This window comes from Rhodovulum viride (assembly GCF_003265965.1).
GTDB lineage: Bacteria > Pseudomonadota > Alphaproteobacteria > Rhodobacterales > Rhodobacteraceae > Rhodovulum > Rhodovulum kholense.
In genome coordinates this window covers 219,073-241,225 of record NZ_MUAV01000002.1, presented here as the reverse complement: position 1 = coordinate 241,225, position 22,153 = coordinate 219,073, and the positions used below count along the sequence as shown (strand labels likewise).

Annotated in this window: 26 protein-coding genes; 12 read left to right on the top strand and 14 right to left on the bottom strand. The window is 66.6% G+C overall.

The window, feature by feature from the left end; translation table 11 throughout:
• Window positions 1-290: 290 nt before the first annotated feature.
• Together BYZ73_RS02525 and BYZ73_RS02520 are read right to left on the bottom strand one after the other, a co-directional pair.
• On the bottom strand, window positions 291-800 hold the full coding sequence (locus tag BYZ73_RS02525) for an ATP-binding protein (RefSeq protein WP_112314780.1): 510 nt from the start codon (window positions 798-800) through the stop codon (window positions 291-293).
• The gene (locus BYZ73_RS02520) at window positions 797-1,141 is read right to left on the bottom strand and encodes an STAS domain-containing protein (protein WP_108024332.1); all 345 of its coding nucleotides are present in this window, start codon (window positions 1,139-1,141) and stop codon (window positions 797-799) included. Before BYZ73_RS02520 ends, BYZ73_RS02525 begins: the two co-directional genes overlap by 4 nt.
• 92 nt (window positions 1,142-1,233) lie before the next feature.
• Between BYZ73_RS02520 and BYZ73_RS02515 the strand changes: the two genes are divergently transcribed.
• Window positions 1,234-2,406 carry an acetyl-CoA C-acyltransferase gene (locus BYZ73_RS02515; RefSeq protein WP_112314779.1) on the top strand — a complete coding sequence of 391 codons (1,173 nt, stop codon included), beginning with the start codon at window positions 1,234-1,236 and terminating at the stop codon, window positions 2,404-2,406.
• Window positions 2,407-2,480: 74 nt separating this feature from the next.
• Here BYZ73_RS02515 and BYZ73_RS02510 read toward each other — a convergent pair whose 3' ends face one another.
• A complete protein-coding gene (locus BYZ73_RS02510; protein ID WP_112314778.1) occupies window positions 2,481-3,410 on the bottom strand; it encodes an HNH endonuclease in 930 nt (309 codons plus the stop codon).
• Window positions 3,411-3,563: 153 nt separating this feature from the next.
• On the opposite strand from BYZ73_RS02510, the gene BYZ73_RS02505 reads away from it, so the two are divergent.
• The 5 genes from BYZ73_RS02505 to BYZ73_RS02485 all read left to right on the top strand — a co-directional run bounded on the left by BYZ73_RS02505 (window position 3,564) and on the right by BYZ73_RS02485 (window position 6,975).
• The gene (locus BYZ73_RS02505; RefSeq protein ID WP_112314777.1) at window positions 3,564-4,016 is read left to right on the top strand and encodes a GAF domain-containing protein; all 453 of its coding nucleotides are present in this window, start codon (window positions 3,564-3,566) and stop codon (window positions 4,014-4,016) included.
• Entirely contained in the window at window positions 4,013-4,621 is a 609-nt protein-coding gene (locus tag BYZ73_RS02500; protein WP_112314776.1) for a LysE family translocator, read from the top strand. Before BYZ73_RS02505 ends, BYZ73_RS02500 begins: the two co-directional genes overlap by 4 nt.
• A gap of 38 nt (window positions 4,622-4,659) precedes the next feature.
• Window positions 4,660-5,304 (top strand): pseudouridine synthase, encoded by a 645-nt coding sequence (locus tag BYZ73_RS02495; RefSeq protein ID WP_112314775.1) that lies wholly within the window; start codon window positions 4,660-4,662, stop codon window positions 5,302-5,304.
• Between the two features lie 120 nt (window positions 5,305-5,424).
• On the top strand, window positions 5,425-6,078 hold the full coding sequence (locus BYZ73_RS02490; protein WP_112314774.1) for a peroxiredoxin: 654 nt from the start codon (window positions 5,425-5,427) through the stop codon (window positions 6,076-6,078).
• Between the two features lie 75 nt (window positions 6,079-6,153).
• Entirely contained in the window at window positions 6,154-6,975 is an 822-nt protein-coding gene (locus tag BYZ73_RS02485) for a glycosyltransferase (protein WP_181497939.1), read from the top strand.
• A 73-nt stretch (window positions 6,976-7,048) separates the two neighbouring features.
• On the opposite strand, the gene pnp is transcribed toward BYZ73_RS02485, so the two are convergent.
• Window positions 7,049-9,190, bottom strand: coding sequence for a polyribonucleotide nucleotidyltransferase (gene pnp, locus BYZ73_RS02480; protein ID WP_108024316.1), 2,142 nt, complete (start codon window positions 9,188-9,190; stop codon window positions 7,049-7,051).
• Between the two features lie 334 nt (window positions 9,191-9,524).
• On the opposite strand from pnp, the gene BYZ73_RS02475 reads away from it, so the two are divergent.
• Window positions 9,525-9,986 carry a hypothetical protein gene (locus BYZ73_RS02475; protein ID WP_112314772.1) on the top strand — a complete coding sequence of 154 codons (462 nt, stop codon included), beginning with the start codon at window positions 9,525-9,527 and terminating at the stop codon, window positions 9,984-9,986.
• Window positions 9,987-10,106: 120 nt separating this feature from the next.
• On the opposite strand, the gene rpsO is transcribed toward BYZ73_RS02475, so the two are convergent.
• From rpsO to BYZ73_RS02450, 5 genes are all read right to left on the bottom strand, one after another.
• Window positions 10,107-10,376 carry a 30S ribosomal protein S15 gene (gene rpsO, locus BYZ73_RS02470; RefSeq protein ID WP_075787238.1) on the bottom strand — a complete coding sequence of 90 codons (270 nt, stop codon included), beginning with the start codon at window positions 10,374-10,376 and terminating at the stop codon, window positions 10,107-10,109.
• A gap of 304 nt (window positions 10,377-10,680) precedes the next feature.
• On the bottom strand, window positions 10,681-11,418 hold the full coding sequence (locus BYZ73_RS02465; protein ID WP_112314771.1) for a hypothetical protein: 738 nt from the start codon (window positions 11,416-11,418) through the stop codon (window positions 10,681-10,683).
• Window positions 11,419-11,696: 278 nt separating this feature from the next.
• On the bottom strand, window positions 11,697-12,605 hold the full coding sequence (era, locus tag BYZ73_RS02460; RefSeq protein WP_112314770.1) for a GTPase Era: 909 nt from the start codon (window positions 12,603-12,605) through the stop codon (window positions 11,697-11,699).
• Between the two features lie 92 nt (window positions 12,606-12,697).
• The gene (locus tag BYZ73_RS02455; RefSeq protein ID WP_108024309.1) at window positions 12,698-13,183 is read right to left on the bottom strand and encodes a bacterioferritin; all 486 of its coding nucleotides are present in this window, start codon (window positions 13,181-13,183) and stop codon (window positions 12,698-12,700) included.
• A 134-nt stretch (window positions 13,184-13,317) separates the two neighbouring features.
• Window positions 13,318-13,791, bottom strand: coding sequence for a tetratricopeptide repeat protein (locus BYZ73_RS02450; RefSeq protein ID WP_112314769.1), 474 nt, complete (start codon window positions 13,789-13,791; stop codon window positions 13,318-13,320).
• A gap of 287 nt (window positions 13,792-14,078) precedes the next feature.
• Here BYZ73_RS02450 and acpS point away from each other — a divergent pair, with 287 nt between their 5' ends.
• From acpS to rnc, 3 genes are all read left to right on the top strand, one after another.
• Window positions 14,079-14,480, top strand: coding sequence for a holo-ACP synthase (acpS, locus tag BYZ73_RS02445; protein ID WP_112314768.1), 402 nt, complete (start codon window positions 14,079-14,081; stop codon window positions 14,478-14,480).
• A 139-nt stretch (window positions 14,481-14,619) separates the two neighbouring features.
• Window positions 14,620-15,411, top strand: a complete 792-nt coding sequence (gene lepB / locus BYZ73_RS02440; RefSeq protein WP_108024302.1) for a signal peptidase I — start codon at window positions 14,620-14,622, stop codon at window positions 15,409-15,411.
• Window positions 15,412-15,413: 2 nt separating this feature from the next.
• The gene (rnc, locus tag BYZ73_RS02435; RefSeq protein ID WP_112314767.1) at window positions 15,414-16,094 is read left to right on the top strand and encodes a ribonuclease III; all 681 of its coding nucleotides are present in this window, start codon (window positions 15,414-15,416) and stop codon (window positions 16,092-16,094) included.
• A gap of 78 nt (window positions 16,095-16,172) precedes the next feature.
• Here the strand turns inward: rnc and BYZ73_RS02430 are convergent, their stop codons facing one another.
• The 5 genes from BYZ73_RS02430 to folK form a co-directional block, all read right to left on the bottom strand.
• Window positions 16,173-16,925, bottom strand: a complete 753-nt coding sequence (locus tag BYZ73_RS02430; protein WP_112314766.1) for a pyridoxine 5'-phosphate synthase — start codon at window positions 16,923-16,925, stop codon at window positions 16,173-16,175.
• A gap of 57 nt (window positions 16,926-16,982) precedes the next feature.
• The gene (locus BYZ73_RS02425; RefSeq protein ID WP_108024296.1) at window positions 16,983-17,630 is read right to left on the bottom strand and encodes a DUF2062 domain-containing protein; all 648 of its coding nucleotides are present in this window, start codon (window positions 17,628-17,630) and stop codon (window positions 16,983-16,985) included.
• Window positions 17,631-17,659: 29 nt separating this feature from the next.
• Window positions 17,660-19,777 carry a RelA/SpoT family protein gene (locus BYZ73_RS02420; protein ID WP_075787693.1) on the bottom strand — a complete coding sequence of 706 codons (2,118 nt, stop codon included), beginning with the start codon at window positions 19,775-19,777 and terminating at the stop codon, window positions 17,660-17,662.
• A gap of 61 nt (window positions 19,778-19,838) precedes the next feature.
• On the bottom strand, window positions 19,839-20,204 hold the full coding sequence (gene rpoZ, locus BYZ73_RS02415; protein ID WP_108024294.1) for a DNA-directed RNA polymerase subunit omega: 366 nt from the start codon (window positions 20,202-20,204) through the stop codon (window positions 19,839-19,841).
• A 37-nt stretch (window positions 20,205-20,241) separates the two neighbouring features.
• On the bottom strand, window positions 20,242-20,880 hold the full coding sequence (gene folK / locus BYZ73_RS02410) for a 2-amino-4-hydroxy-6-hydroxymethyldihydropteridine diphosphokinase (protein ID WP_112314765.1): 639 nt from the start codon (window positions 20,878-20,880) through the stop codon (window positions 20,242-20,244).
• Between the two features lie 117 nt (window positions 20,881-20,997).
• On the opposite strand from folK, the gene BYZ73_RS02405 reads away from it, so the two are divergent.
• Together BYZ73_RS02405 and BYZ73_RS02400 are read left to right on the top strand one after the other, a co-directional pair.
• Window positions 20,998-21,570 (top strand): LabA-like NYN domain-containing protein, encoded by a 573-nt coding sequence (locus tag BYZ73_RS02405; RefSeq protein WP_108024291.1) that lies wholly within the window; start codon window positions 20,998-21,000, stop codon window positions 21,568-21,570.
• A gap of 105 nt (window positions 21,571-21,675) precedes the next feature.
• Complete coding sequence (locus BYZ73_RS02400) at window positions 21,676-22,122, top strand: YqaA family protein (RefSeq protein WP_112314764.1); 447 nt, start codon at window positions 21,676-21,678, stop codon at window positions 22,120-22,122.
• Window positions 22,123-22,153 lie beyond the last annotated feature (31 nt).

Below are 22,153 nucleotides of genomic sequence, written 5' to 3'. Positions count from 1 at the left end.
CCGCGACGGCTTATGCGTCCGGTCGGCCTGAGGGTTCCTTTCGGGCGCATACGAGCCGACGCCCCGGCGGTTGCCGCGCAACGCGGCTTTTGTCGGTGCCATCCTGATGGCGCAGACGTCGAACTGGCAACAATGTCTCTGGGGGAGGAAAGCCTCGGCGCCACGCTCTGGGTGGGGGCTGATATGGAGCGTGACGCCGAGGGAAGCCATTTGCAGCTACCGTTACGTTATCGCCCCGGATCTGGGCGCGCTCAGGGAGCTTTCAGGGTATTTTTGCGGCTCACGCGAGCCTAGGGCTCTTCGCTCAGCGGCACGGAAAAGGTCAACCGATTCTGGTTCGCTTTTCTGGTGTAGTCAAGGTTGCGGGCAAAAGCCCGGATCAGGAACCAGCCGAACCCGCCTTCGGGGACGTCGTCGGCCAGAACATCCGGCCCCGGCATCCGGCCATCGGGCAGGCTCTCGCCGGGCATCGGGAGGCCATAGTCGCGCACGTCGACCTGCAACCAGACCCCCTCGCGGGCCAGCCGCAACTCGATGGGGCCGTCGCGGTCACGGGCATAGGCATGCTCGACGATGTTGTTCAGGACCTCTGCCAGCACGGTTTCGGCCATGCCGAGCGTCCCGTCGGCAGTGATCGCAGAGCCGAACCGCGCGCGCATTTCCTTCAGCGCCGCGCGCACGCCCAGCGGTGTCGCCTCGATGATCAGGGGGGGACGGGTCTCGACGGGGGCGCCGACGGGCGCATTCTCAGCGGAGTCGGATCCATCCGCTTCCCCATCGGGCGCGCGCGACAGGGTCATGCGATCGTTTGCCTTTCGGGGAAGGCGCTTTCGTAAGTGTCGTGAATGGTGAAGACGCGGTCCATGCGCGTCAGGCGGAACACCTTGTCGACATTGGGGGTGAGATTGCACAGCTCCAGCTGTCGGCCCGCGCCGATCAGCTTCATGACCGCGACGACGGCGCCAAGGCCGCTACTGTCCAGGAATTCGACATTGCGCAGGTCCAGCACGACCCGTGCGGGTCCGTCTGCCGCCTGTTCGCGCACCGCCTCCTTGAAGCGGATGGCGACCGCGGAATCGATCCTTTCTTCGTCGACGACAACATGAACAGCGTCGCCGCGCAGTTGGGATTGCAGTTTCATGCCGTCCTGACTCCTGCTGACACCTCGCCGAGGCTAGACGCCATTCCTTACCATTCGGTAAGTGTACGTCGGGAAATGGACGGGAGGATGGCATGGACGAGGTGGTAATTTGCGGGGCCGCGCGCACCCCGATGGGCGGGTTCCAGGGCGCCTTCGCGCCGCTCGACGCGCCGGCGCTGGGCGGTGCCGCGATCCGCGGGGCACTTGACGGCGCCGGGGTCGACACGGTGGACGAGCTGCTGATGGGCTGCGTGCTTCCGGCGGGTCAGGGCCAGGCCCCGGCGCGGCAGGCGGGGTTCAGGGCGGGGCTGGGAGAGGAGGTGCCCGCGACCACGCTGAACAAGATGTGCGGCTCGGGCATGATGACGGCGATGATCGCCCATGACCGGCTGGCGCTGGGGGGCGCCCGGGTGATCTGCGCGGGCGGCATGGAAAGCATGACCAACGCCCCCTATCTGCTGCCCGCGATGCGCGGCGGTGCCCGGATCGGCCATGGCCGCGCAGTCGATCACATGTTTCTCGATGGGCTCGAGGATGCCTATGACAAGGGCCGCCTGATGGGCACCTTCGCCGAGGACTGCGCCGAGACCTTCCAGTTCACCCGCGAGGCGCAGGACGACTATGCGCTGGGCTCGCTCTCGAACGCGCTGGCGGCGCAGGCCTCGGGCGCCTTCGCGGCCGAGATCGTTCCGGTCGCGGTCGCCGGTCGCAAGGGAGAAACGGTGGTGCGCGAGGACGAACAGCCCGGCCTCGCCCGCCCCGAAAAGATCCCGCAGCTGAAGCCCGCCTTCCGCAAGGACGGCACCGTCACCCCGGCCAACGCCTCCTCGATCTCGGACGGCGCGGCCGCGCTGATCCTCGCGACCCGTGCCGAGGCCGAGGCCCGCGGCCTGCCGGTCCGGGCCAGGATCCTCGGCCATGCCAGCCATGCCCAGGCACCGGGCTGGTTCACCACCGCCCCGGTGCCGGCCGCCCGCAAGCTGCTGGACCGCATCGGCTGGTCGGTCGAAGATGTCGATCTCTGGGAGGTGAACGAGGCCTTCGCCGTGGTGCCGATGGCCTTCATGCGCGAACTCGACATCCCGCGCGAGCGGATGAACGTCAATGGCGGCGCCTGCGCACTCGGCCATCCGATCGGCGCTTCGGGGGCGCGTATCCTCGTCACTCTGCTGCACGCGCTGGAAACGCGCGGACTCAGGCGCGGGGTCGCTGCGATTTGCATCGGCGGCGGCGAAGGCACGGCGATGGCCATGGAGCGCGCCTGATCCTTCTTCTTGGCCGAAATACCCCGGGGGAGCCGCCCGTCAGGGCGGCGGGGGCAGCGCCCCCTCAAGAAGACTCAGTCCCAGGGCGCCGGACCCGCCGCCAGAACCTGGCCGAACACATTCTCCCGATGCCAGCGCAGTTTGTCGGGATGGGGCCGGTTCTGCGGGTCGGCCGGGCGGATCAGCCGGCCCTCGGGGCGGATCAGCCGCGCCACCACATCGCCAGGAACCTTGTTGCGCGAGACTAGAATCGTCTCGCCATCCTCGGCGACGGAGACCAACCCGCGGTCGAACATCCAGTGCAGCGTGCCCGACAGCGCCAGTCCGTTACGTACCCAGTCGCTGCCCTGCCGCTCGACCGGCTGGATATGCGCGGCCTGAACCTCGGGGCGGCCGCCGCCATTGCGCAGGCGTAGCCCCGACATCGCACAGCGATGATCATAGGCCTCCCGCACCTTGCGCCGGAAGGCCACGTCCCGATAGGGGCGGCGGGTCAGGCGCTCCAGCACCGGCCGCGCAAAAGCGGCGGCGGCGTCTTCCAGCCCCGGTCCCGTCTCGGGCGCGCCGTAGCGGGTCTCTTCGAGATGCTCGAGATCCTGCGGCAGGCCTAGATCGACGATCCGGGCAAACTCGGCCTCGGGCAGGCGGCGCACCGCAAGCTGGGTGGCACCGCCCGATTTTGGCCGTCCGTCCGGCCCGGCCAGTGCCGCTTCAAGCGGCCGCCCGTCCAGAAGACGCGGCACCGTGCGGTCGAAGTCCAGAAAGCTGCCCGGGGCGATCAGTGCCAGAAACCGTCCCTCGACCTTGGGCTTCGGGATCACCCGGTCGATCTTCGCCACCGCGAAATACCCGCGCGGCCCTGCTTTGACCGGTTCATAGTAGACGATCCAGTCGCCGACGGCCGCCTGCATCGCCTTCAGATAGGGGCGAGGGAAATCGTAGACGACGTCGAGCTCATCCTCGTAGATCGAGTCCGCCTTGTGAAGAAGAACAAGCTTGCCCATGGCGCCAGGAAAGCACCGCTGTCGCAAAAGGCAAGCGCGGTCGACTGTCGCAAACCGTCGGGCCAGGCACAGAGATCCGCAGGCCCGTGACAGCAGCGCGCGGATCGGCCAAGGTCGGGGCAGCGCTATGCTTCGCACGGAAAGGACCCACTCTTGCGCATCGACTATGACGCCCTCTCGAAGACGCTGGCGGCCCTGACCGAGGGCGAGACCGATCCGGTTGCGCTGATGGCAACCATGGCCTGCGAGCTGCACCATGCCGACGACCGCTTCGACTGGACGGGCTTTTACCGTCATGTGGGGGAAAAGACGCTCAAGATCGGCCCCTATCAGGGCGGGCATGGCTGCCTGACGATCCCGTTCTCGCGGGGCGTCTGCGGCGCGGCGGCCCGGACCGGCGAGACCCAGATCGTCGAGGATGTCGAGGCCTTCCCCGGGCATATCGCCTGCTCCTCGACCACCCGGTCCGAGATCGTGCTGCCGGTCCATGACGCGTCCGGGGCGCTTCTGGGCGTGCTCGACATCGACAGCGACCGGCCCGCCGCCTTCGATGCCACCGACGCCGAGGGGCTGGCGCGGCTGCTGGCCCAAACCTTCGCGCGATGAGTCTCGGGGGCTGGGCGGTCTTTGCGGTTTTCTGGGCGCTTTTTGTCACCACGCCCGGGCCGAACGCGGTCAATTGCATCACCAACGGCATGAACCATGGCCTGTCGCGCGCGCTTTGGGGCGTGGCGGGCATCCTGACCCAGGCGGTGCTGTTCCTGACGCTATCGGCGGCGGGCATCACCGCGCTGATCGCGGCCAGCCCTACGGTCTTTGCCTGGGCCAAGCTGGCGGGGGCGGCGGTGCTGATCTGGCTGGGGGTCCGGGGCTGGCGCAACGCGACCATCGCGGTCGCGCCCCGGCCCGCGACCGGCGCCTCAATCTATACCCGCGCCCTGCTGATCGCCACGGTGAATGCGAAAAGCGTGGCCGGGTACCTCGCCGCCTTCTCGCAATTCGTCGAGCCGGGCGTGCCCATCGCCCGGCAGATGACCGCCATCGTGCCGACCGCGCTGACGCTGACGGCGCTGTCCTACAGCACCTATACCGCGCTCGGCGCCTGGCTGGGAGGGCTTGCGCTTGGGGCGGTGATGAATACCCGGCTGCGGCAGGTCCTGGCGGCCTGCTTCATCCTGTACGGTGTCCTGCTGGGCGCCTCGGCGCTCTGAGCTTGCACCGCGCGGCCGAACCGGCTACCGCGCGGCCCATGGACAGCTACGCGCCCCCCGACACGCCGCTCGAGATCCTGCATCACGACCACGAGATCCTGGTGGCGAACAAGCCGCCGGGGCTTCTGTCGGTGCCGGGCAAGGGGCCCGATCTGGCCGATTGCCTGCTGTCGCGGCTGCAGGCGGTCTTTCCCGAAACGCTGCTGGTGCACCGGCTCGACCGCGACACGTCGGGTGTCATGGTCTTTGCGCTGACGCCCCATGCCCAGCGCCATCTGGGCCTGCAATTCGAGAAGAGGCAGACTAGGAAGACCTATGTCGCCCGGGTCTGGGGGCGGCTCGAGCCCAAGACCGGCACCGTCGATCTGCCGCTGATCGTCGACTGGCCGAACCGGCCCCGGCAGATGGTCGATCCTGAAAACGGCCGTCCGGCGGTCACCGACTGGTGCGTCGTCCGCTATGAGGAGACGGCGACAAGGGTCCGGTTGTTCCCGAAGACAGGGCGGAGCCACCAGCTGCGGGTCCACATGCTGGCATTGGGCCATCCGATCCTCGGTGATCCGTTCTATGCCGACGGCCCGGCCCGCGACGCGCCCCGACTGATGCTGCATGCCGAGGCGCTGCGGTTGCGCCATCCCGATGGCGGCGCGGGCATGAACTTCGCCGCGAAAGCGCCGTTCTGAACCGCCACGCCCCCGATCCTGCCCATTTTGCGGTTGCGGCAAGAAAGGGGATGCAAGTGCAGAAACTGGAACCTATCTAAGGAGCGGAACGCGATTCATTGCCTGAAAAGGATTCTGCCCGTGGCTCTGCGCATCAACGATATTGCCCCGAACTTCACCGCCGACACGACCGAAGGCCAGATCGACTTTCATGACTGGATCGGCGACAGCTATGCGGTGCTGTTCTCGCATCCCAAGGACTTCACTCCGGTCTGCACCACCGAATTCGGCGCCGCCGCCCGGCTGTCAGGCGAGTTCGCGAAGCGCAACGCCAAGATCATCGGCCTGTCGGTCGATCCGGTCGAAGAGCACCTGAAATGGAAGGCCGATATCGAGACCTATGCCGGTTGCGACGCCTCCTTTCCGATCATCGCCGATGACGGGCTGAAGGTCGCCAAGCTTTACGACATGCTGCCCGCCGAGGCCTATCTGCCCGACGGCCGCACGCCGAACGATTCCGCCACGGTGCGAACGACCTTCATCATCAATCCCGACAAGAAGATCGAGCTGATGCTGATCTATCCGATGACCGTGGGCCGCAATTTCGACGAGATCCTGCGCGTGCTCGACGCGATCCAGGGCAACAAGACCGGCCCCTTCGCCACCCCCGCCAACTGGCGTCCCGGCGAGGACGTGATCGTCGGCCTCTCGGTCTCGACCGAGGACGCGCGGGCGCAGTTCGGCGAGGTCGAGGAGATCTTCCCCTACCTGCGCAAGGTCAAACGCGCCAGCTGAGCCCGGCTGCTCCTCCCGCTTGGCTTTGCCGGGAGGAGCGCCTATCTGGGGAACGTCATGTCCCCGGGGCCAGCGATGCGATCCGAACTGATCCTTTCGACCTATAACAACCCGCGCTCGCTCGCGCTCTGCCTCGAGTCGGTGGCCTGCCAGCGGGTGCGGCCGGGCAGCATCTGCATCGCCGATGACGGCTCGGGTCCCGAGACGAAGGCGGTGATCGACGCCTTCGCCGCCGCCCATCCGGAGTTGACCGTCCGCCATCTCTGGCACGAGGATCGCGGTTTCGAGAAGGGCGCGATCCTGAACAAGGCCATCGCCTCGTCCGAGGCCGAGGTGATCGTCTTCATCGACGGCGACGTGCTGATCCACCCCGATTTCGTCGGCCGCCATCTGGCGCTGACCCGGCCGGGGCGGTTCGCGACCGGCAGCCTGATCCGGCTTGACGCCGAGGCGACCGCCGCTGTCACCCCCGAACTGGTGCGGGATGGCACCGTCTTCGACCGTCGCTGGCTTTCGGAAAACCGTGCGATCCGCAAGCTGTCGACCTGGCTCAAGACCCGGCCGTTTCCAGTGCCGGTCATGGCCGTGCTCGACCGCCTGTCGCCGGTCACGCGGGCGCTTTGCGGCGCCAATGCCTCGGTCTGGCGGGCGGATCTGCTGAAGATCAACGGCTATGACGAGACCATCAAATATGGCGGGCAGGACAAGCATCTGGGGGTGCGGCTGAACAATGCGGGCGTGAAGGGCGTGCATCTGCGCTATACCGCGCCACTTGTCCATCTGGACCACCCGCGCGCCTATGCCGACCCCGAGAAGATGCGCCGCCACAAGGCGCTGATCCGCGCCGCGCGCAAAAGCGATGTCTTCTGGACCCCGGACGGCATCGCGAAGGGCTGAGCCTGTTCGTTGAAAAAGAAAAGGGGCGCGGCCCTCGCGGACCGCGCCCCCCTTCCCGGGAAAGCCCGAAGCCTCAGTCTTCGGCTTCGTCTTCCTTGTCCTTGGCGGCTTCTTCGCCGGTCGCCTGATCGACGCATTTCATCGACAGGCGAACCTTGCCGCGATCGTCGAAGCCCAGCAGCTTGACCCAGACTTCCTGACCTTCCTTCAGCACATCCGACGGATGGTTCAGGCGGCGGTTCTCGATCTGGCTGACATGAACGAGGCCATCGCGCTTGCCGAAGAAGTTCACGAAGGCGCCGAAATCGACGATCTTGACGACCGTGCCCTTGTAGATCTTGCCTTCTTCCGGCTCGGCCACGATCGAATAGATCATGTCATAGGCCTTCTTGATCGCATCGCCATTGGCCGAGGCGATCTTGATCACGCCGTCGTCGTTGATGTCGACCTTGGCGCCCGACACTTCCACGATCTCGCGGATGACCTTGCCGCCCGAGCCGATCACTTCGCGGATCTTGTCGGTGGGGATGGTCATGGTCTCGATCCGCGGCGCATAGGCCGAGAATTCGCCCGCTTCGGTCAGCGCCTTGGACATTTCGCCCAGGATGTGCATCCGGCCGTCCTTGGCCTGGGCCAGGGCTTTTTCCATGATCGCGGGCGTGATGCCCGCCACCTTGATGTCCATCTGCAGCGAGGTGATACCCTTCTCGGTGCCCGCGACCTTGAAGTCCATGTCGCCGAGATGATCCTCGTCGCCGAGGATGTCGGTCAGCACCGCGAAGGAGCCGTCGTCTTCCAGCACCAGACCCATGGCCACACCGGCCACCGGGGCTTTCAGCGGAACGCCCGCATCCATCATCGACAGCGAGCCGCCGCAGACCGTGGCCATCGAGGACGAGCCGTTCGACTCGGTGATCTCGGACACCACGCGGATGGTGTAGGGGAAGTCGGTCGGCGCCGGCAGAACCGCCTGCAGCGCGCGCCAGGCCAGCTTGCCGTGGCCGATCTCGCGACGGCCCGGGCTGCCGACGCGGCCCACTTCGCCGACCGAATAGGGCGGGAAGTTGTAGTGCAGCAGGAAGTTCGACCGATAGTTCCCGTGCAGCGCGTCGATGATCTGTTCGTCATCGCCGGTGCCCAGCGTGGTCACGACCAGCGCCTGGGTTTCGCCACGGGTGAACAGCGACGAGCCATGGGTGCGCGGCAGCAGGCCGACTTCGCTGACGATCGGGCGAACCTGGGTCAGCGAGCGGCCGTCGACCCGGCGCCCGTTCTTGACCACGTCCGACCGCAGCACGGTCGATTCCAGCTTCTTGATCGCCGAACCGAGGTTCGGGTCGGCCAGCTGCTCTTCGCTCAGCGCGGCCTTGATCTCGGTCTTGGCGGCCGAGACGGCGGCCAGACGCTGCAGCTTGTCGGTATGGCCATAGGCGGCGCGCATCTTCTCTTCGCCGACCGATTTTACCGCAGCGTAAAGCTCGGAATAGTCGGGCGGGGTGAAGTCGAAGGGTTCCTTCGCGGCGGCTTCGGCCAGGCTGACGATCAGGTCGCAGACCGGCTTTATGTTTTCATGGGCGAAGGTGACCGCGCCCAGCATCTCTTCCTCGGTCAGCTCGTAGGCCTCGGATTCGACCATCATCACCGCGTCGCGGGTGCCCGCGACCACGAGGTCCAGACGCTGGTCCGGATTGCTGCGCAGCCCCTGCATGTCCTCGACATCGGGGTTCAGCACGTATTCGCCATCGACGAAGCCGACGCGGCAGCCCGCGATCGGCCCCATGAACGGCACGCCCGAAATCGTCAGCGCGGCCGAGGCGGCGATCATCGCCACGACGTCGGGATCGTTGACAAGATCGTGGCTCAGCACGGTGCACATCACCAGAACTTCGTTCTTGAAGCCCGGCACGAACAGCGGACGGATCGGACGGTCGATCAGGCGGGCGGTCAGCGTCTCTTTTTCGGACGGCCGCGCTTCGCGCTTGAAGAAGCCGCCGGGCACCTTGCCCGCGGCATAGTATTTTTCCTGGTAGTGGACGGTGAGCGGGAAGAAATCCTGCCCTTCCTTCTGTTCCTTGGCGAAGGTCACGTTGGCCATGACCGAGGTTTCGCCCAGGGTGGCGATCACGGACCCGTCGGCCTGACGGGCAACCTTGCCCGTCTCCAGCGTGAGGGTTTCCTGCCCCCACTGCATCGATTTGGTCGTCACGTTGAACATTCAGCGTATCCTGTAAGGGAGCCCTCCCGGGCGTTCCCGGGTCTCCCGTTGAAATGGCGGCCCCATTGCCGCCGACCCCTCCTATCCTCTCGAGTGCCGGGGTCCGGGCACAACGTCTCAGATGCGTGCGACATAAGGAAAATCGCGCCGTTTGGAAAGGACGAAGTCGTTAATGCTCTGTGTCGCGTCGCGTATCCCTGCCAATGCGCGGCAATTGCACTGACCGAAAACCGGATATGCCCAGTTCGGTCTGGTGAGTGTAAAATTTTCTTGGATGTTTGCGGGTAATCAGGGGGCGTCGACTCACCTTAACGGGTTCAAAGGAGTTAACCTTATGGAAACGAACGCATTCGGGACGATCCCGCTGGAAGATGGCCAGGCGACATTGCCGGTGGGGCCGGGGATTGTCCGTCCGGCCGGGCTCGACGTTCTGGCGACCGTCAAGGACCGCGAGACCATGGCCGCACTGTCCGAGTTCCTGGACCGGCTGCCGCGCCATATCGAAGCGGCGCGCGAACATTTTCTGGACAATTACGACCGGGTCGCCGCCGATGTGCCGGCCTGGCTTTACGAGAACGAGCCCGAGATTTTCGCGGCGATGTTCCCGGCCGCGCCGGATGCCGCCGCCGTCGATGCCGAGACATTGTGGCTGGCGCTCGATGTCAATTCGATCTGGACCCGCGACGAAACCGCCGTCGTGCTGGATCTGGGCTTTCGAGACACGGCGATGCCCCATGCCTTCGCCGCCGAATTCCAGCTGGACGGCACGCTGACCCAGATGGGGCTGGCCAGCTGACCGTGGCCTGATCCCCGCCGGGCATCAGGCCCGGCCGGGACATCGGACAGGACGCGCGCTGCACAAGAAAAAACCGCGCCCCTCGGGACGCGGTTTTCGTGTCGGGCGCTGCGGCCTGGCTCAGCGGCGGATGCCGAGGCGCTTGATGAGGTCCTGATAGCGGTCCTCGCTGTTGCCCTTGAGATAGTCCAGAAGCTTCCGGCGCTGGGCGACGAGCTTCAGCAGACCCCGGCGGGAGTGGTTGTCCTTCTTGTGGGTCTTGAAATGCTCGGTCAGCGTGGTGATCCGGCTGGTCAGGATCGCGACCTGGACTTCCGGCGAACCGGTATCGCCGTCCTTGGCACCGAATTCCTTGATCAGGCGGGTCTTTTCTTCGGCAGTGATCGACATCGGGGTCTCCTTTTCTGAAGGTGATGGCGCAAGCCGGGATGTCGTCCAGCGAGGCCCTTGGAGAGAGTGCCGCCCCAGAGCGGAGCGGATGCGGGCGTATAGGGGATTCGCGCGCATTTTGAAAGCGGAACTTGCCAAGGCGGGCTTTGCCAGGGTGGACTTTGCCAAGGTGGACCTGACGGCCATCTGGTCCGTTTTTGCGGACAATAGGCCAGGATGGACCGGGACCGACGGCCGCGCCGGACAACGCCACCGGGTCGCGGGGGGCCGGGTCTGGCAATCGCCGCTGCGCAGGCCGGCCGGGTCAGGCCCCGGCGGCCAGAGCGTCGGACAGCAGCGTGTCGGGCACCAGGCTCAGATGGCCGAGCCGCAGCGTGGCCGCAGCCCCGGCGACAATGGCCAGCGGCATCCCGTCGATCGAGATCAGCGCATCTTCTGCTCCGCTGTCCGAGGCGCCGATCGACAGCACCGGGTCGGGATGGGCGGCGCTGTCATAGACCACGAAAAGCGCGTCGGCGGTCTGGTCGTAATCCTCGATCAGCGTTGGCAGGGCCTCGCCATCATCGAAAAGGTCCTCGATGGAAAAGCCGTCCTCGCCGTCCGCCAGATCGTCATCGGCCAGAAGCATGTCGTCGAGGACGTCGTCAGGTGCCGCAGCGTCATCCATCCCGGTGCCCGCGGGCCGGTCGAGTTCGGCCAGCAGGTCTTCGCCTTGCTGCGGCGAGAGATTGGCATCCGAAAAATCGGCGTCGCTTGAAACCTCGCTGTCCGCATCGCCCGAAAGCCAGGAAAACAGAAGTTCGTCGGGGCGCGACAGGTCTTCGGTGCCGCCCGCCGAGGCGGTGTCCTGTGGCAGACCCTGCACCGCATCGTCGAGGTCCTGCAAGGCGATCAGGCTGTCGGGCGCGAGGTCCCGCGCGGCGTCGTCCGGCAGGGCGCCGTCCGTGTCGTCGTCGCCCTGGGCGTGAGATCCGACGCTGTCGTCCAGATCGGCCGTTGCGCCGGCCGCCATCAGGCCAAGGAGACTTATCGTCGTAATCATCGTCCACTCCGTCGCAAGAGTTCTGTCGCAAGAGTTCCGTCGAAAGGAGACGCCCGCAGATTGCGGCCGCAACCGACCGTCCGCCGCCCGGTTGACGGTCCGCGCCAAGATCATCCTACGCGTCCGACGGGCGCGCGACTATCTCAATCAGGTTAAGTGGTTACCGTTTGCTGAACGGCCTCCCGAGACGCCGCCGCGCGGGGCACGACGTTGCGTACCGGGCACGGGGGCGTGTCAGGCGCGGGCCCCCGGCGCTGGAGGCGCGGCAGAGGGTCGGGTCAGTCTCCGTCGCGGAAATCGAGGCCCATTTCGGAATAGCGCTCGGAGTCTTCCAGCCAGTTCGGGCGCACCTTCACATGCAGGAACAGATGTACGGGACGGCCGAGGAACTCGGCGATCTCGGCCCGGGCGGCCTGGCCTATGGCCTTCGCGGTCTCGCCCTTGTGGCCGAGAACGATCCCCTTGTGGCCGTCGCGGGCGACATAGATCACCTGGTCGATCCGGGTCGAGCCGTCCTTGCGGTCTTCCCATTTCTCGGTCTCGACGGTCAGCTCGTAGGGAAGCTCCTGATGCAGCCGCAGCGTCAGCTTTTCGCGGGTCATTTCGGCCGCGATCATCCGCATCGGCAGATCGGCGATCTGGTCCTCGGGGTACAGCCAGGGACCCTCGGGCAGGGTTTCGGCCAGCCAGGCGCGCAGGTCCTCGACCCCGTGGCCCCGTTCGGCCGAGATCATGAAGGTGCGGGCGAAGGGATAGGCCTCGTTCAGATCGGCCGACAGCGCCAGCAGCGCCTCGGCCTTGACCCGGTCGATCTTGTTGATCGCAAGCGCCACGGTCTGACCTTCGGCGGCGCGTTCGCGCAGCGCCTCAAGAATGCCGTCGACGCCGTCGGTCCGGCCGCGATGGGCCTCGATCAGCAGCACGACGATATCGGCATCGGCGGCGCCACCCCAGGCGGCAGCCACCATCGCCCGGTCGAGCCGGCGTCTGGGCCGGAAAAGGCCGGGCGTGTCGACGAAGACGATCTGCGCGTCGCCCTCCATCGCCACGCCCCGAATCCGGGCGCGGGTGGTCTGCACCTTGTGGGTGACGATCGAGACCTTGGCCCCGACCATCCGGTTCAGCAGAGTGGACTTGCCCGCGTTCGGCTCTCCGATCAGGGCGACGAATCCGCTGCGTGTGCTCATGCGCGTAGACCTCCGGTTCAGCCCCGGGCTTTACGCGATAAGCATCCCCGGCGCCAGCCGGATGCGGGCCCCGGATGCGGTAAGGGGGTCCGTCAGTCCTCGCCGGCGCCCGGGCCCGAGACCTGCTTGGCGCTGTAGGCCTGTTCGCCCAGACGCTTGAGCAGCGCCAGCTGGGTGTCGAGCCAGTCCTTGTGGCCTTCCTCGTCCAGCACGATCTTTTCAAAAAGCGTCCGGCTGCCGATATCGCCCACCTCGGCGGCGCGTTGTGCGGCCTTGCTGTAGACGTCGATCGCCTCCTGTTCGTCGGCGGCATCCATCTCGAACATTTGCTGCAGGGTTTCCGCGCGCACCGGCTGTTTCTGGAAGCGGATCTCGGGCGTGCCGCCAAGGAAGATGATCCGTTCCATGAAGAGGTCGGAATGGCCGATTTCCTCAAGCATCTCCTCGCGCATCTTGGCGGCGAGCAGGTCGAGTCCCCAGTCGTCGAGCACCTGCGCATGCAGCTGGTACTGATGGCCCGCGGTCATTTCCATCTCGAGCGCGGTCTGAAGGTCCTTGATGGTCTGGTCATTGGACATGGGGGCTCTCCTGTTGTGGATTTTTCCGAAGCGGGCTGCCGGTTCCGGGTCCCGCCACGGGCCTGATGTAAGAAACATTCCGGAGATTTCATTTGTGCGGGTTGTCGCAGCCCCGGCGCGCGCCGCTCTAGGTGTCAGGCCGACGCGTCCTCGTCGTCCTCGGGGGCGGCAGCGCGGACCAGCCGGTATGCCGCGAAGCGGTCGGTCGGATCGAGGCTCAGCGCCTTGTCGAGACAGGCCCTTCCCAGCGTCATGTCGCCGAGCCGCATATGGCAATAGGCCAGGGCGATCAGCGCCTGCAGATAGAGCCCGGGCGCGGTCTCGGGGGCGCTGAAGGCCGCGTCGGCGGGGCCGACCGCGCGCCAGTCGGCGGGGATGTTCAGCCGCCGCGCGGTCTGGGCCAGGATCGCCTCGGCCTGGGGGATGGCCTCGACGAAGCGGTGGGTGTAGAAATAGAACCGGTAGGCCCCGAGCCGGATATCGAGATCGTCGGGGGCCGCTTTCAGCGCCGCCTCGACCGCCCGGGCGGTGCCCTCCGGGTCGGATCTGGCCCCGGGGGCATTGGCAAGATGGGCAAAGGCCTCGCTTGTCCGGTCTTCCAGCCGCATGGCGCTCTCCTGTGCCGGTTCGCCTGGTCCAAGCCAAGCGCCATCCGCGCAGAAACGCAACCGCCGAGGCGGCGGGGGATTTGCCTGGCCGCGCCGGGTGGCGTAAAGCCGGGCGAAACGACCGATCCGGAGGCCCCGATGCGCAGCGTTTTGCCCGTTCCGATTGTCCGTCCCGCCGGGGACGGGGGCGCTCCCGCCCGTCGGCGCCACTGCCGCGACGCCTCCCGTTGGGCCCGGCAGCGCGGCGTGCCGCCGCGCTGCGCCCGCGCGGGGCGGAGGCCTGTGGCATGATCCTCGGCATCGGCACCGATCTGGCCAATATCGAGCGCATCGCCGCGACGCTGGAGCGATTCGGCGATCGGTTCCGGACCCGCGTCTTTACCGAGGCCGAGCAGGCCAAGGCCGAGCGCCGGGCCGATGCCGCGGGCACCTATGCCAAGCGCTGGGCCGCCAAGGAGGCCTGTTCGAAGGCGCTGGGCACCGGGCTGAGAATGGGGATTTCCTGGAAGGACATGGCGGTCACGAACCTGCAGACCGGACAGCCGATGATGGCGCTGACCGGCTGGGCGGCCGAGCGGCTGGCCGAGATGACCCCGCCCGGGCATGAGGCCATCGTCCATGTCTCGCTGACCGACGATCACCCCTGGGCGCAGGCCTTCGTGGTGATCGAGGCGCGGCCCAAGGGCTAGTCGGGCCGCGCGGCCTTTGCCCCTCCCCGGACCGGGGGGCAGGGTGTCGGTCGCCTTGACAGGCCGGGCGGGCACGCCCATGAAGCGGGGGCATTTCCAGCGCCGTCTCTTGGCGCGGCTACAAGGCAGGACCGGGCGAATGGCGAAGACGGACGAAAAGGCGGGCGGCGGTCTCTGGGAGACGGTCAAGACGATCTTCTGGGCGCTGCTGATCGCGGGCATCTTCCGGACGCTTTTCTTTCAGCCGTTCTGGATCCCGTCGGGCAGTATGAAGGACACGCTGCTGATCGGCGACTTCCTCTTCGTCAACAAGATGGCCTATGGCTATTCGCGCTATTCCTGCCCGTTCGGGCTGTGCCCCTTCTCGGGCCGCATCATGGGCTCCGAACCCGAGCGCGGCGACGTGGTCGTCTTCCGCCACCCGGTCAGCAATTCGGATTACATCAAGCGGCTGATCGGCCTGCCGGGCGATACCGTGCAGATGCGCGAGGGCGTGCTTTACATCAACGGCGAGGCGGTCAAGGTCGAACCCGCCGGGATCTTCAAGGAGCCCTACGAAAAGCAGGGGCCGATGGGCTATTATCCGGAATGTGAGAACGCGCCGGTCGGCATCGGCGGCACCTGCATGAAGGGCCGCTCGATCGAGACCCTGCCGAATGGCGTCAGCCATGACATCCTGAACATCACCGACCGCGGCGCGCGCGACACGACGCCGGTCTATACCGTGCCCGAGGGCGAGTATTTCGTCCTCGGTGACAACCGCGACAACAGCCGCGACAGCCGCTATGCCCAGGCCAACGGGGGCGTCGGCTTCGTGCCCGCCGAAAACCTGATCGGCCGGGCCGACAGGATCATGTTCTCGTCGGCCGGGCGGTCGCTGTTCTTCATCTGGACCTGGCGCCCCGACCGGTTCTTCAAGGCAATCGACTGACCGTGAAACTCGCCGCCGATCTGGTCGCCTTCTCGAAGCGGCTGGGCCATGACTTCGCCCGGCCCGAGCTTCTGCTGCGCGCCGTCACCCATTCCTCGCTGTCGAGCCCGACCCGCCCCGACAACCAGCGGCTGGAATTCCTGGGCGACCGGGTGCTGGGGCTGGTGATGGCCGAGGCGCTGTTGAAGGCCGACAGGGCCGCCTCGGAGGGCCAGCTGGCTCCGCGCTTCAACGCGCTGGTGCGCCGCGAGGCCTGTGCCGACGTGGCCCGCGAGATCGGGCTGGGCGATGTGCTGAAGCTCGGCCGGTCCGAGATGATGTCGGGCGGGCGGCGCAAGGAGGCGCTGCTGGCCGATGCGATGGAGGCGGTGATCGCGGCGGTCTATCGCGACGCCGGGTTCGAGATCGCGCGCGACGTGGTGCTCCGGCTCTGGGGCGCGCGGATCGATCAGGTCAAGCCGGATGCGCGCGATGCCAAGACCGCGCTGCAGGAATGGGCGCAGGCGCGCGGGCTGCAACCGCCGCTTTATGTCGAGATCGCCCGCGAAGGCCCCGACCATGCCCCGGTCTTCACCATCGCGGCACGGCTTGAAACCGGCGAAGAGGCCCGGGCCACCGCCGGAGCCAAGCGCCAGGCCGAACAGGCCGCCGCGTCGGCCCTGTTGAAAGCCCTGGGAAACTAGCGAGGCGCGGGCCCGTCGGCGTCCGAACCGACGCGAGAGCGAAAGCGCCGCCCGGCCTGCGCAGCCGGGCGCTAGCGTCTAGCCCCGAGCGGCCTGCATCCGCGCTCGCATTCCGGCAATCGAGGCCTCGAGGCCGAGGAAGATCGCCTCGCCGATCAGGAAATGCCCGATGTTCAGCTCGCGGATCTCGGGCAGGGCGGCAATCGGAGCGACCGTATCATAGGTCAGCCCGTGGCCCGCATGGACCTCGAGCCCCAGAGCCTGCGCATGGGCCGCCATGGCCGCCAGACGCGCCAGTTCGGTGTCGCGGGCCTCGAACCGGCCCTCGTGATGCAGGTCGCAATAGGCGCCGGTATGCAGCTCGACCACCGCCGCGCCGACCCGCGCCGCAGCCTCGACCTGGGCGGCATCGGCGCCGATGAACAGCGACACCCGGCAGCCCGCCTCGGCCAGCGGCGCGATGAACCGGGCCAGCCGCGTCTCGTCTCCGGCGACGTCGAGCCCGCCTTCGGTGGTGCGTTCCTCGCGCCGTTCGGGCACCAGGCAGACCGCATGCGGGCGGTGCCTCAGCGCGATGGCCTGCATCTCGTCGGTGGCCGCCATCTCGAGGTTCAGGGGCACCCGCAGCGCCGCCATCAGGCCGTCGATATCGGCGTCCGAGATATGCCGCCGGTCCTCGCGCAGATGCGCGGTGATGCCGTCCGCCCCGGCCGCCTCGGCCAGTTGCGCCGCCCGGACCGGGTCGGGATAGGCCGAGCCGCGGGCGTTTCGCACCGTGGCCACATGGTCTATGTTGACGCCTAGCCGAAGCGCGTTGCCGGTCGCAGCCATTATCGTTCCTCTCTTCTGGGCGCCGCGTGCTGGCCTGCGGTCTCGTGGGCAGGAGCGTCAGCCCCGGTCTTCCGACTTGACCGCGGCGGCCGCGCGCAGCTCGCTCAGTTTCTTCTTCAGCCGCCCGCGGCGGCGGTTCTGATAGGCAGTCAGCACCGGAACGCTGACATAGTACGAGATCAGCCCGGCGACCACGCCGAGGATGCAGCCGCCCACCATGTAGGGCAGGAAAACCTCGTGATAGAAGGTCGACAGCCGCGCCCAGTGCGGCACCGCATCGGTGAAAAGCGCGATCAGGTTGCTTTTGAGATCGAGCGCGGCGCCGGTGAACTTGGCCACCAGTGTCTCGTCGACATTCTCGTCGAAGCGGGTGCCCAAGAGGAAGTGCCCCAGCTTCAGCGACGCCACCCCGATCGGCACATAGGTCAGCGGATTGCCAACCAGTGTCGACAGGAGGCTGGCCAAGATGTTGCCCCGCATCGCCTTGGCCAGCACGGCGGCGATCACGAAGTGCAGGCCGTAGAACGGGGTGAAGGTCGCGAAGACGCCCGCAAAGATGCCGCGGCCGATCTTGTTCGGCGTGTCGGGCAGGCGGCGCAGGCGGTGCGAGATGTAATAGGCCGCCCGCCCCCATCCGCCGCGCGGATACACGCTGTCGAGCAGGATCTTGCCGACGCTTCGTCTGTCGCGGCGCTTGAATACCAAGCCTTGGGTCCTTTCCGGCGGGTGGCCCCTTACATCGCGCGTTCGGGGTTTCTGTATCTCTCTATCTCGGCCACGTCGCTTTCGGCCTCAAGGGCGGTCATCACGGTGTGAAGATGTTCGACGTCCCGCAGATCCACTTGAACCAGCAAGCGGTAAAAATCGGGCTTCTTGTCGACGAATTCGAGATCAGAAATATTGGCCTTCTGCTCGCCGATCAGGGTGCAGATCCGGCCCAGCACGCCGGCATCGTTCCGGATCGTCAGCAGGAAGCCCACGTTATGCACCGCTGGATGCTTGCCCGAATGCCAGTGCAGATCGACCCAGCGGTCGGGCTGTTCCTCGAACTTCTCCAGCACCGGGCAGTCGATCGCATGCACGATCACCCCCCGGCCGCGATAGGTGATGCCGACGATCCTTTCGCCCGGGACCGGCTGGCAGCAGGGGGCGCGGGTGAAGGATTCGTCCGGGCTGAGGCCGATCACCGCGCGGGTCGCGTCGATCTCGTCGCCGGTGGTGTTGGCAAGCTCGGGGTACAGCGCCTCGACCACGTCCTGGGCGCGCAGCTCGGCCGAGCCGAGCCGGGCCAGCAGCTCGGCCGAACTGGAGAGCCCGAAGGTCTTGGCCGCCGTCCGAAGCGCCTTGTCGGTGGCCTTCTTGCCCAGATGTTCGAAGGCGACCCGCGCCAGTTCGCGCCCCAGCTTGATGTACCGTTCGCGGTCTTCCTCGCGCAGCGACTTGCGGATCGCGGCCTTGGCCCGGCCGGTCACGACAATGTCGATCCAGGTCGCCTGCGGGCGCTGGCCTTCGGCGGTGATGATCTCGACCGACTGGCCGTTCTTCAGCCGGGTCCAGAGCGGCACCCGGATGCCATCGACCTTGGCGCCGACGCAGCTGTCGCCGATCCGGGTGTGGATCGCATAGGCATAATCCAGCGGCGTCGCGCCCCGGGGCAGCTTGACCACATCGCCCTTGGGCGAGAAGCAGAACACCTGGTCGGAATACATCTCGAGCTTCACATGCTCGAGAAACTCGTCATGGTCCTCGGTCTCGAACCGCTCGGTCAGCGAGGCGAGCCACTTGGCCGGATCGACCGCGAACGGGTTCGACGCCCGGACGCCATCGCGATAGGACCAGTGCGCGGCCACGCCGGATTCGGCCACCTCGTGCATCTGCCGGGTGCGGATCTGCACCTCGACCCGCTTGCCGTCGCGCCCCGACACGGTGGTCTGGATCGACCGGTAGCCGTTCGACTTGGGCTGGCTGATATAGTCCTTGAACCGCCCCGGCACCGCGCGCCAGCGCTGGTGGATCGCGCCCAGCACCCGGTAGCAGTCGCCCTCGGTCTGGGTAATGACGCGAAAGCCGTAGATGTCCGACAGCCGCGAGAAGCCCTGGCCCTTCTCTTCCATCTTGCGCCAGATCGAATAGGGCTTCTTGGCCCGTCCGAAGACATCGGCCTCGATCCCCTCGCGGTCCAGCTCCTTGCGGATGTCCTGGGTGATCTGCTGGATCACATCGCCGGATTCGCGCTGCAGCGTGATGAAGCGGCGGATGATCGAGTTGCGCGCCTCGGGGTTCAGCACCCGGAAGGCCAGGTCTTCGAGTTCCTCGCGCATCCACTGCATGCCCATCCGGCCGGCGAGCGGCGCATAGATGTCCATGGTCTCGTGGCTCTTGCGGACCTGCTTTTCGGGCGGCAGCGACTTGATCGTGCGCATGTTGTGCAGCCGGTCGGCCAGCTTGACGAGGATGACCCGCAGGTCCTTCGACATCGCCATGAACAGCTTGCGGAAGTTCTCGGCCTGCTTGGTCTCGTTCGAGGCCAGTTGCAGGTTGGTCAGCTTGGTCACGCCGTCGACCAGCTCGGCCACTTCGCGGCCGAACAGGCGCTCGATCTCCGAGAAGGTCGACTTGGTGTCCTCGATGGTGTCATGCAGGAGCGCGGTGACGATGGCGGCATCGTCCAGCCGCTGTTCGGTCAGGATCGCGGCGACCGCGACCGGATGCATGAAATATTCCTCGCCCGACCGGCGCAGCTGGCCGGCATGCATCTCGCGCCCATAGGCATAGGCGCGGCGGATCAGGTCTTCGTCCGTACGAGGGTTGTAGTTGTGGACCAGCGAGATCAGGTCTTCGACGTCGATCATCTGGTCGCCATCTTGAAGGGGGGCGCGCCGGATCGCCAAATCCGTCCACGCCCCGGCCGTCCTACCTTTGACCCTGGGCTTCCATCAGCGCGCGCAGGAGCTTTTCTTCCGACATGTCGTCGTCCGACGGGCGGTCGGGTTCGCTGACCGCGCCGCTGCCCATCAGAAGCGCCATCGAATCCTCTTCGGGTTCGTCGACCTCGATCTGGGTCTGGTGCGCCTCGATCATCCGCTCGCGCAGATCGTCCGCCGACTGGGTTTCCTCGGCGATTTCGCGCAGCGCCACCACGGGGTTCTTGTCGTTGTCGCGGTCCACTGTGAGGCTCGCACCCGAAGCGACTTCGCGGGCGCGATGGGCGGCAAGCATCACCAGCTCGAACCGGTTCGGTACCTTGTCGACACAATCTTCGACCGTCACGCGGGCCATGGCTCTCTCCGCTCCATTGGAAAGTTGAAGCCCCTATCTATTGGGTTGGATAGGTCTTGACAAGGGCGGATACACCTGTCCAAGGCCCGGAAATCGGGGAAATCCGTCCGATTTCGGCCTGGGGCAGGGCGGCCAGCAGCTCTGCCGCGGTCCGGTCCAGCATCGGGTGACGCCAGTCCGGCGCGATTTCGGCGAGCGGCACCAGCACGAATCCGCGGTCCTGAATCCTCGGATGCGGCAGGATCGCCCGGTCCGGCATCTCGTGCGCCTGCGCCTCGGGCGCCAGCCCCATCCAGTGCGCCTGGGTGGCGGCATCGGGCCGCACCGCGCCGCCCAGATCGAGCAGATCGAGATCGAGCGTCCGCGGCGCCCAGCGGGTAAGGCGTTCGCGGCCGAACCGGGCCTCGATCTCGTGCAGCCGGGCCAGCAGGGCCTCGGCGTCAAGATCGGTCGCGATCTCTACAACTGCGTTCACGAAATCGGGTCCGGACCCTTCGGGCACGCTGGGCGTGTGGTAAAATTGGCTGATCCTTGCGACGTGCACCGATTCGCAGTCCAGCGCGACGAGGCTCGCGGCCAGGGTCGATTCGGGCGAACCCCCGCCGAAAGCGACATTGCCGCCGAGGGCAACCAGTCCTTTTGGCCGGGACTGGGTTGATTTTTCTGGTTGCGGCATAGGATGCTATCCTTACATGTTCATCGGCAGCCCGCAGGACTTCGTTTTTCAAGCACGCGCCTTACCAAGTTCCACTCTCGGCGTTCGTCCGGCGGGCGCTGACCAGAAGGACCAACGATGTTTTACAGAGACGAGCGCTTGGCGCTATTCATTGATGGATCGAACCTTTATGCGGCCGCAAAGGCACTTGGCTTCGACATCGACTACAAGCTCCTGAGACAGGAATTCATGCGCCGCGGCAAATTGCTGCGCGCGTTCTACTACACCGCCCTGCTCGAGAACGACGACTACTCTCCGATCCGGCCGCTTGTCGACTGGCTGAACTACAACGGCTTCACCATGGTGACGAAGCCCGCGAAGGAATACACCGACAGCCAGGGCCGCCGGAAGGTCAAGGGCAACATGGATATCGAACTGACCGTCGATGCCATGGAGCTGGCCCCCCGGGTCGATCACATCGTCCTGTTTTCCGGCGATGGCGACTTCAAGCCGCTGATCGAGAGCCTGCAACGCCAGGGCGTCCGGGTCTCGGTGGTGTCGACCATCCGCAGCCAGCCGCCGATGATCGCCGACGAATTGCGTCGCCAGGCGGACAACTTCATCGAGCTGGACGAACTGAAAGAGGTGATCGGTCGCCCGCCGCGCGAACCCCGCCCCGAGCCCCGGTCGGAACTGGCCCAGAACGACTGACCCCTGACGGCTTGCGGAGCCCCGGTCTCGCCCCCCCCTTCGAGACCCGGTTCCGTTCTCGCAGCGTGCTTGAAAGACGGGCGTCGCGTCTCATTTGAAGAGGCGATGCCCGTCACCACCGTCACCCTTCAGCTCGTCACGCTTTTTGCCGCGGCCTTCGGGGCCGCGACGATCCTGCCATTCCAGTCCGAGGTGGTCTTTGTCGGGCTGCAGCTGGCCGGGCAGATCGGCATCGGCTGGCTGATCTTGGTGGCCAGCATCGGCAACGTGCTGGGCGCGGTGGTGAATTACGTGCTTGGCCGCGGCATCGAGAGGTTCCGCCACCGCCACTGGTTTCCCGCCAGCGAGGCGCAGCTTGACCGTGCGCAACGCTGGTACGGGCGCTGGGGCGTCTGGACTTTGTTGCTGAGCTGGGCGCCCTTCGGCGATGCCTTCACAGTGGTCGCGGGCATGATGCGCACGCCGGTCTGGTTGTTCGTTCTGCTGGTCACGCTGGCCAAGACCGGGCGATATGCCGCGCTTGCCTGGGCCACCGCGGCGGCCTCTGGCTGAGCCCCGGACTTTACGTGCGCGCCTGCCGGGT

Coding starts and splice junctions, on each gene's coding strand:
- era (WP_112314770.1), bottom strand. CDS start 12,605: ATGAGCACACGCAGCGGATTCGTCGCCCTGATCGGAGAGCCGAACGCG.
- BYZ73_RS02400 (WP_112314764.1), top strand. CDS start 21,676: ATGCCCGTCACCACCGTCACCCTTCAGCTCGTCACGCTTTTTGCCGCG.
- BYZ73_RS02465 (WP_112314771.1), bottom strand. CDS start 11,418: ATGATTACGACGATAAGTCTCCTTGGCCTGATGGCGGCCGGCGCAACG.
- rpoZ (WP_108024294.1), bottom strand. CDS start 20,204: ATGGCCCGCGTGACGGTCGAAGATTGTGTCGACAAGGTACCGAACCGG.
- BYZ73_RS02500 (WP_112314776.1), top strand. CDS start 4,013: ATGAGTCTCGGGGGCTGGGCGGTCTTTGCGGTTTTCTGGGCGCTTTTT.
- BYZ73_RS02405 (WP_108024291.1), top strand. CDS start 20,998: ATGTTTTACAGAGACGAGCGCTTGGCGCTATTCATTGATGGATCGAAC.
- BYZ73_RS02430 (WP_112314766.1), bottom strand. CDS start 16,925: ATGGCTGCGACCGGCAACGCGCTTCGGCTAGGCGTCAACATAGACCAT.
- BYZ73_RS02515 (WP_112314779.1), top strand. CDS start 1,234: ATGGACGAGGTGGTAATTTGCGGGGCCGCGCGCACCCCGATGGGCGGG.
- lepB (WP_108024302.1), top strand. CDS start 14,620: ATGGCGAAGACGGACGAAAAGGCGGGCGGCGGTCTCTGGGAGACGGTC.
- BYZ73_RS02485 (WP_181497939.1), top strand. CDS start 6,154: ATGCGATCCGAACTGATCCTTTCGACCTATAACAACCCGCGCTCGCTC.
- BYZ73_RS02495 (WP_112314775.1), top strand. CDS start 4,660: ATGGACAGCTACGCGCCCCCCGACACGCCGCTCGAGATCCTGCATCAC.
- BYZ73_RS02520 (WP_108024332.1), bottom strand. CDS start 1,141: ATGAAACTGCAATCCCAACTGCGCGGCGACGCTGTTCATGTTGTCGTC.
- BYZ73_RS02455 (WP_108024309.1), bottom strand. CDS start 13,183: ATGTCCAATGACCAGACCATCAAGGACCTTCAGACCGCGCTCGAGATG.
- BYZ73_RS02450 (WP_112314769.1), bottom strand. CDS start 13,791: ATGCGGCTGGAAGACCGGACAAGCGAGGCCTTTGCCCATCTTGCCAAT.
- folK (WP_112314765.1), bottom strand. CDS start 20,880: ATGCCGCAACCAGAAAAATCAACCCAGTCCCGGCCAAAAGGACTGGTT.
- BYZ73_RS02525 (WP_112314780.1), bottom strand. CDS start 800: ATGACCCTGTCGCGCGCGCCCGATGGGGAAGCGGATGGATCCGACTCC.
- pnp (WP_108024316.1), bottom strand. CDS start 9,190: ATGTTCAACGTGACGACCAAATCGATGCAGTGGGGGCAGGAAACCCTC.
- BYZ73_RS02475 (WP_112314772.1), top strand. CDS start 9,525: ATGGAAACGAACGCATTCGGGACGATCCCGCTGGAAGATGGCCAGGCG.
- BYZ73_RS02510 (WP_112314778.1), bottom strand. CDS start 3,410: ATGGGCAAGCTTGTTCTTCTTCACAAGGCGGACTCGATCTACGAGGAT.
- rpsO (WP_075787238.1), bottom strand. CDS start 10,376: ATGTCGATCACTGCCGAAGAAAAGACCCGCCTGATCAAGGAATTCGGT.
- acpS (WP_112314768.1), top strand. CDS start 14,079: ATGATCCTCGGCATCGGCACCGATCTGGCCAATATCGAGCGCATCGCC.
- BYZ73_RS02420 (WP_075787693.1), bottom strand. CDS start 19,777: ATGATCGACGTCGAAGACCTGATCTCGCTGGTCCACAACTACAACCCT.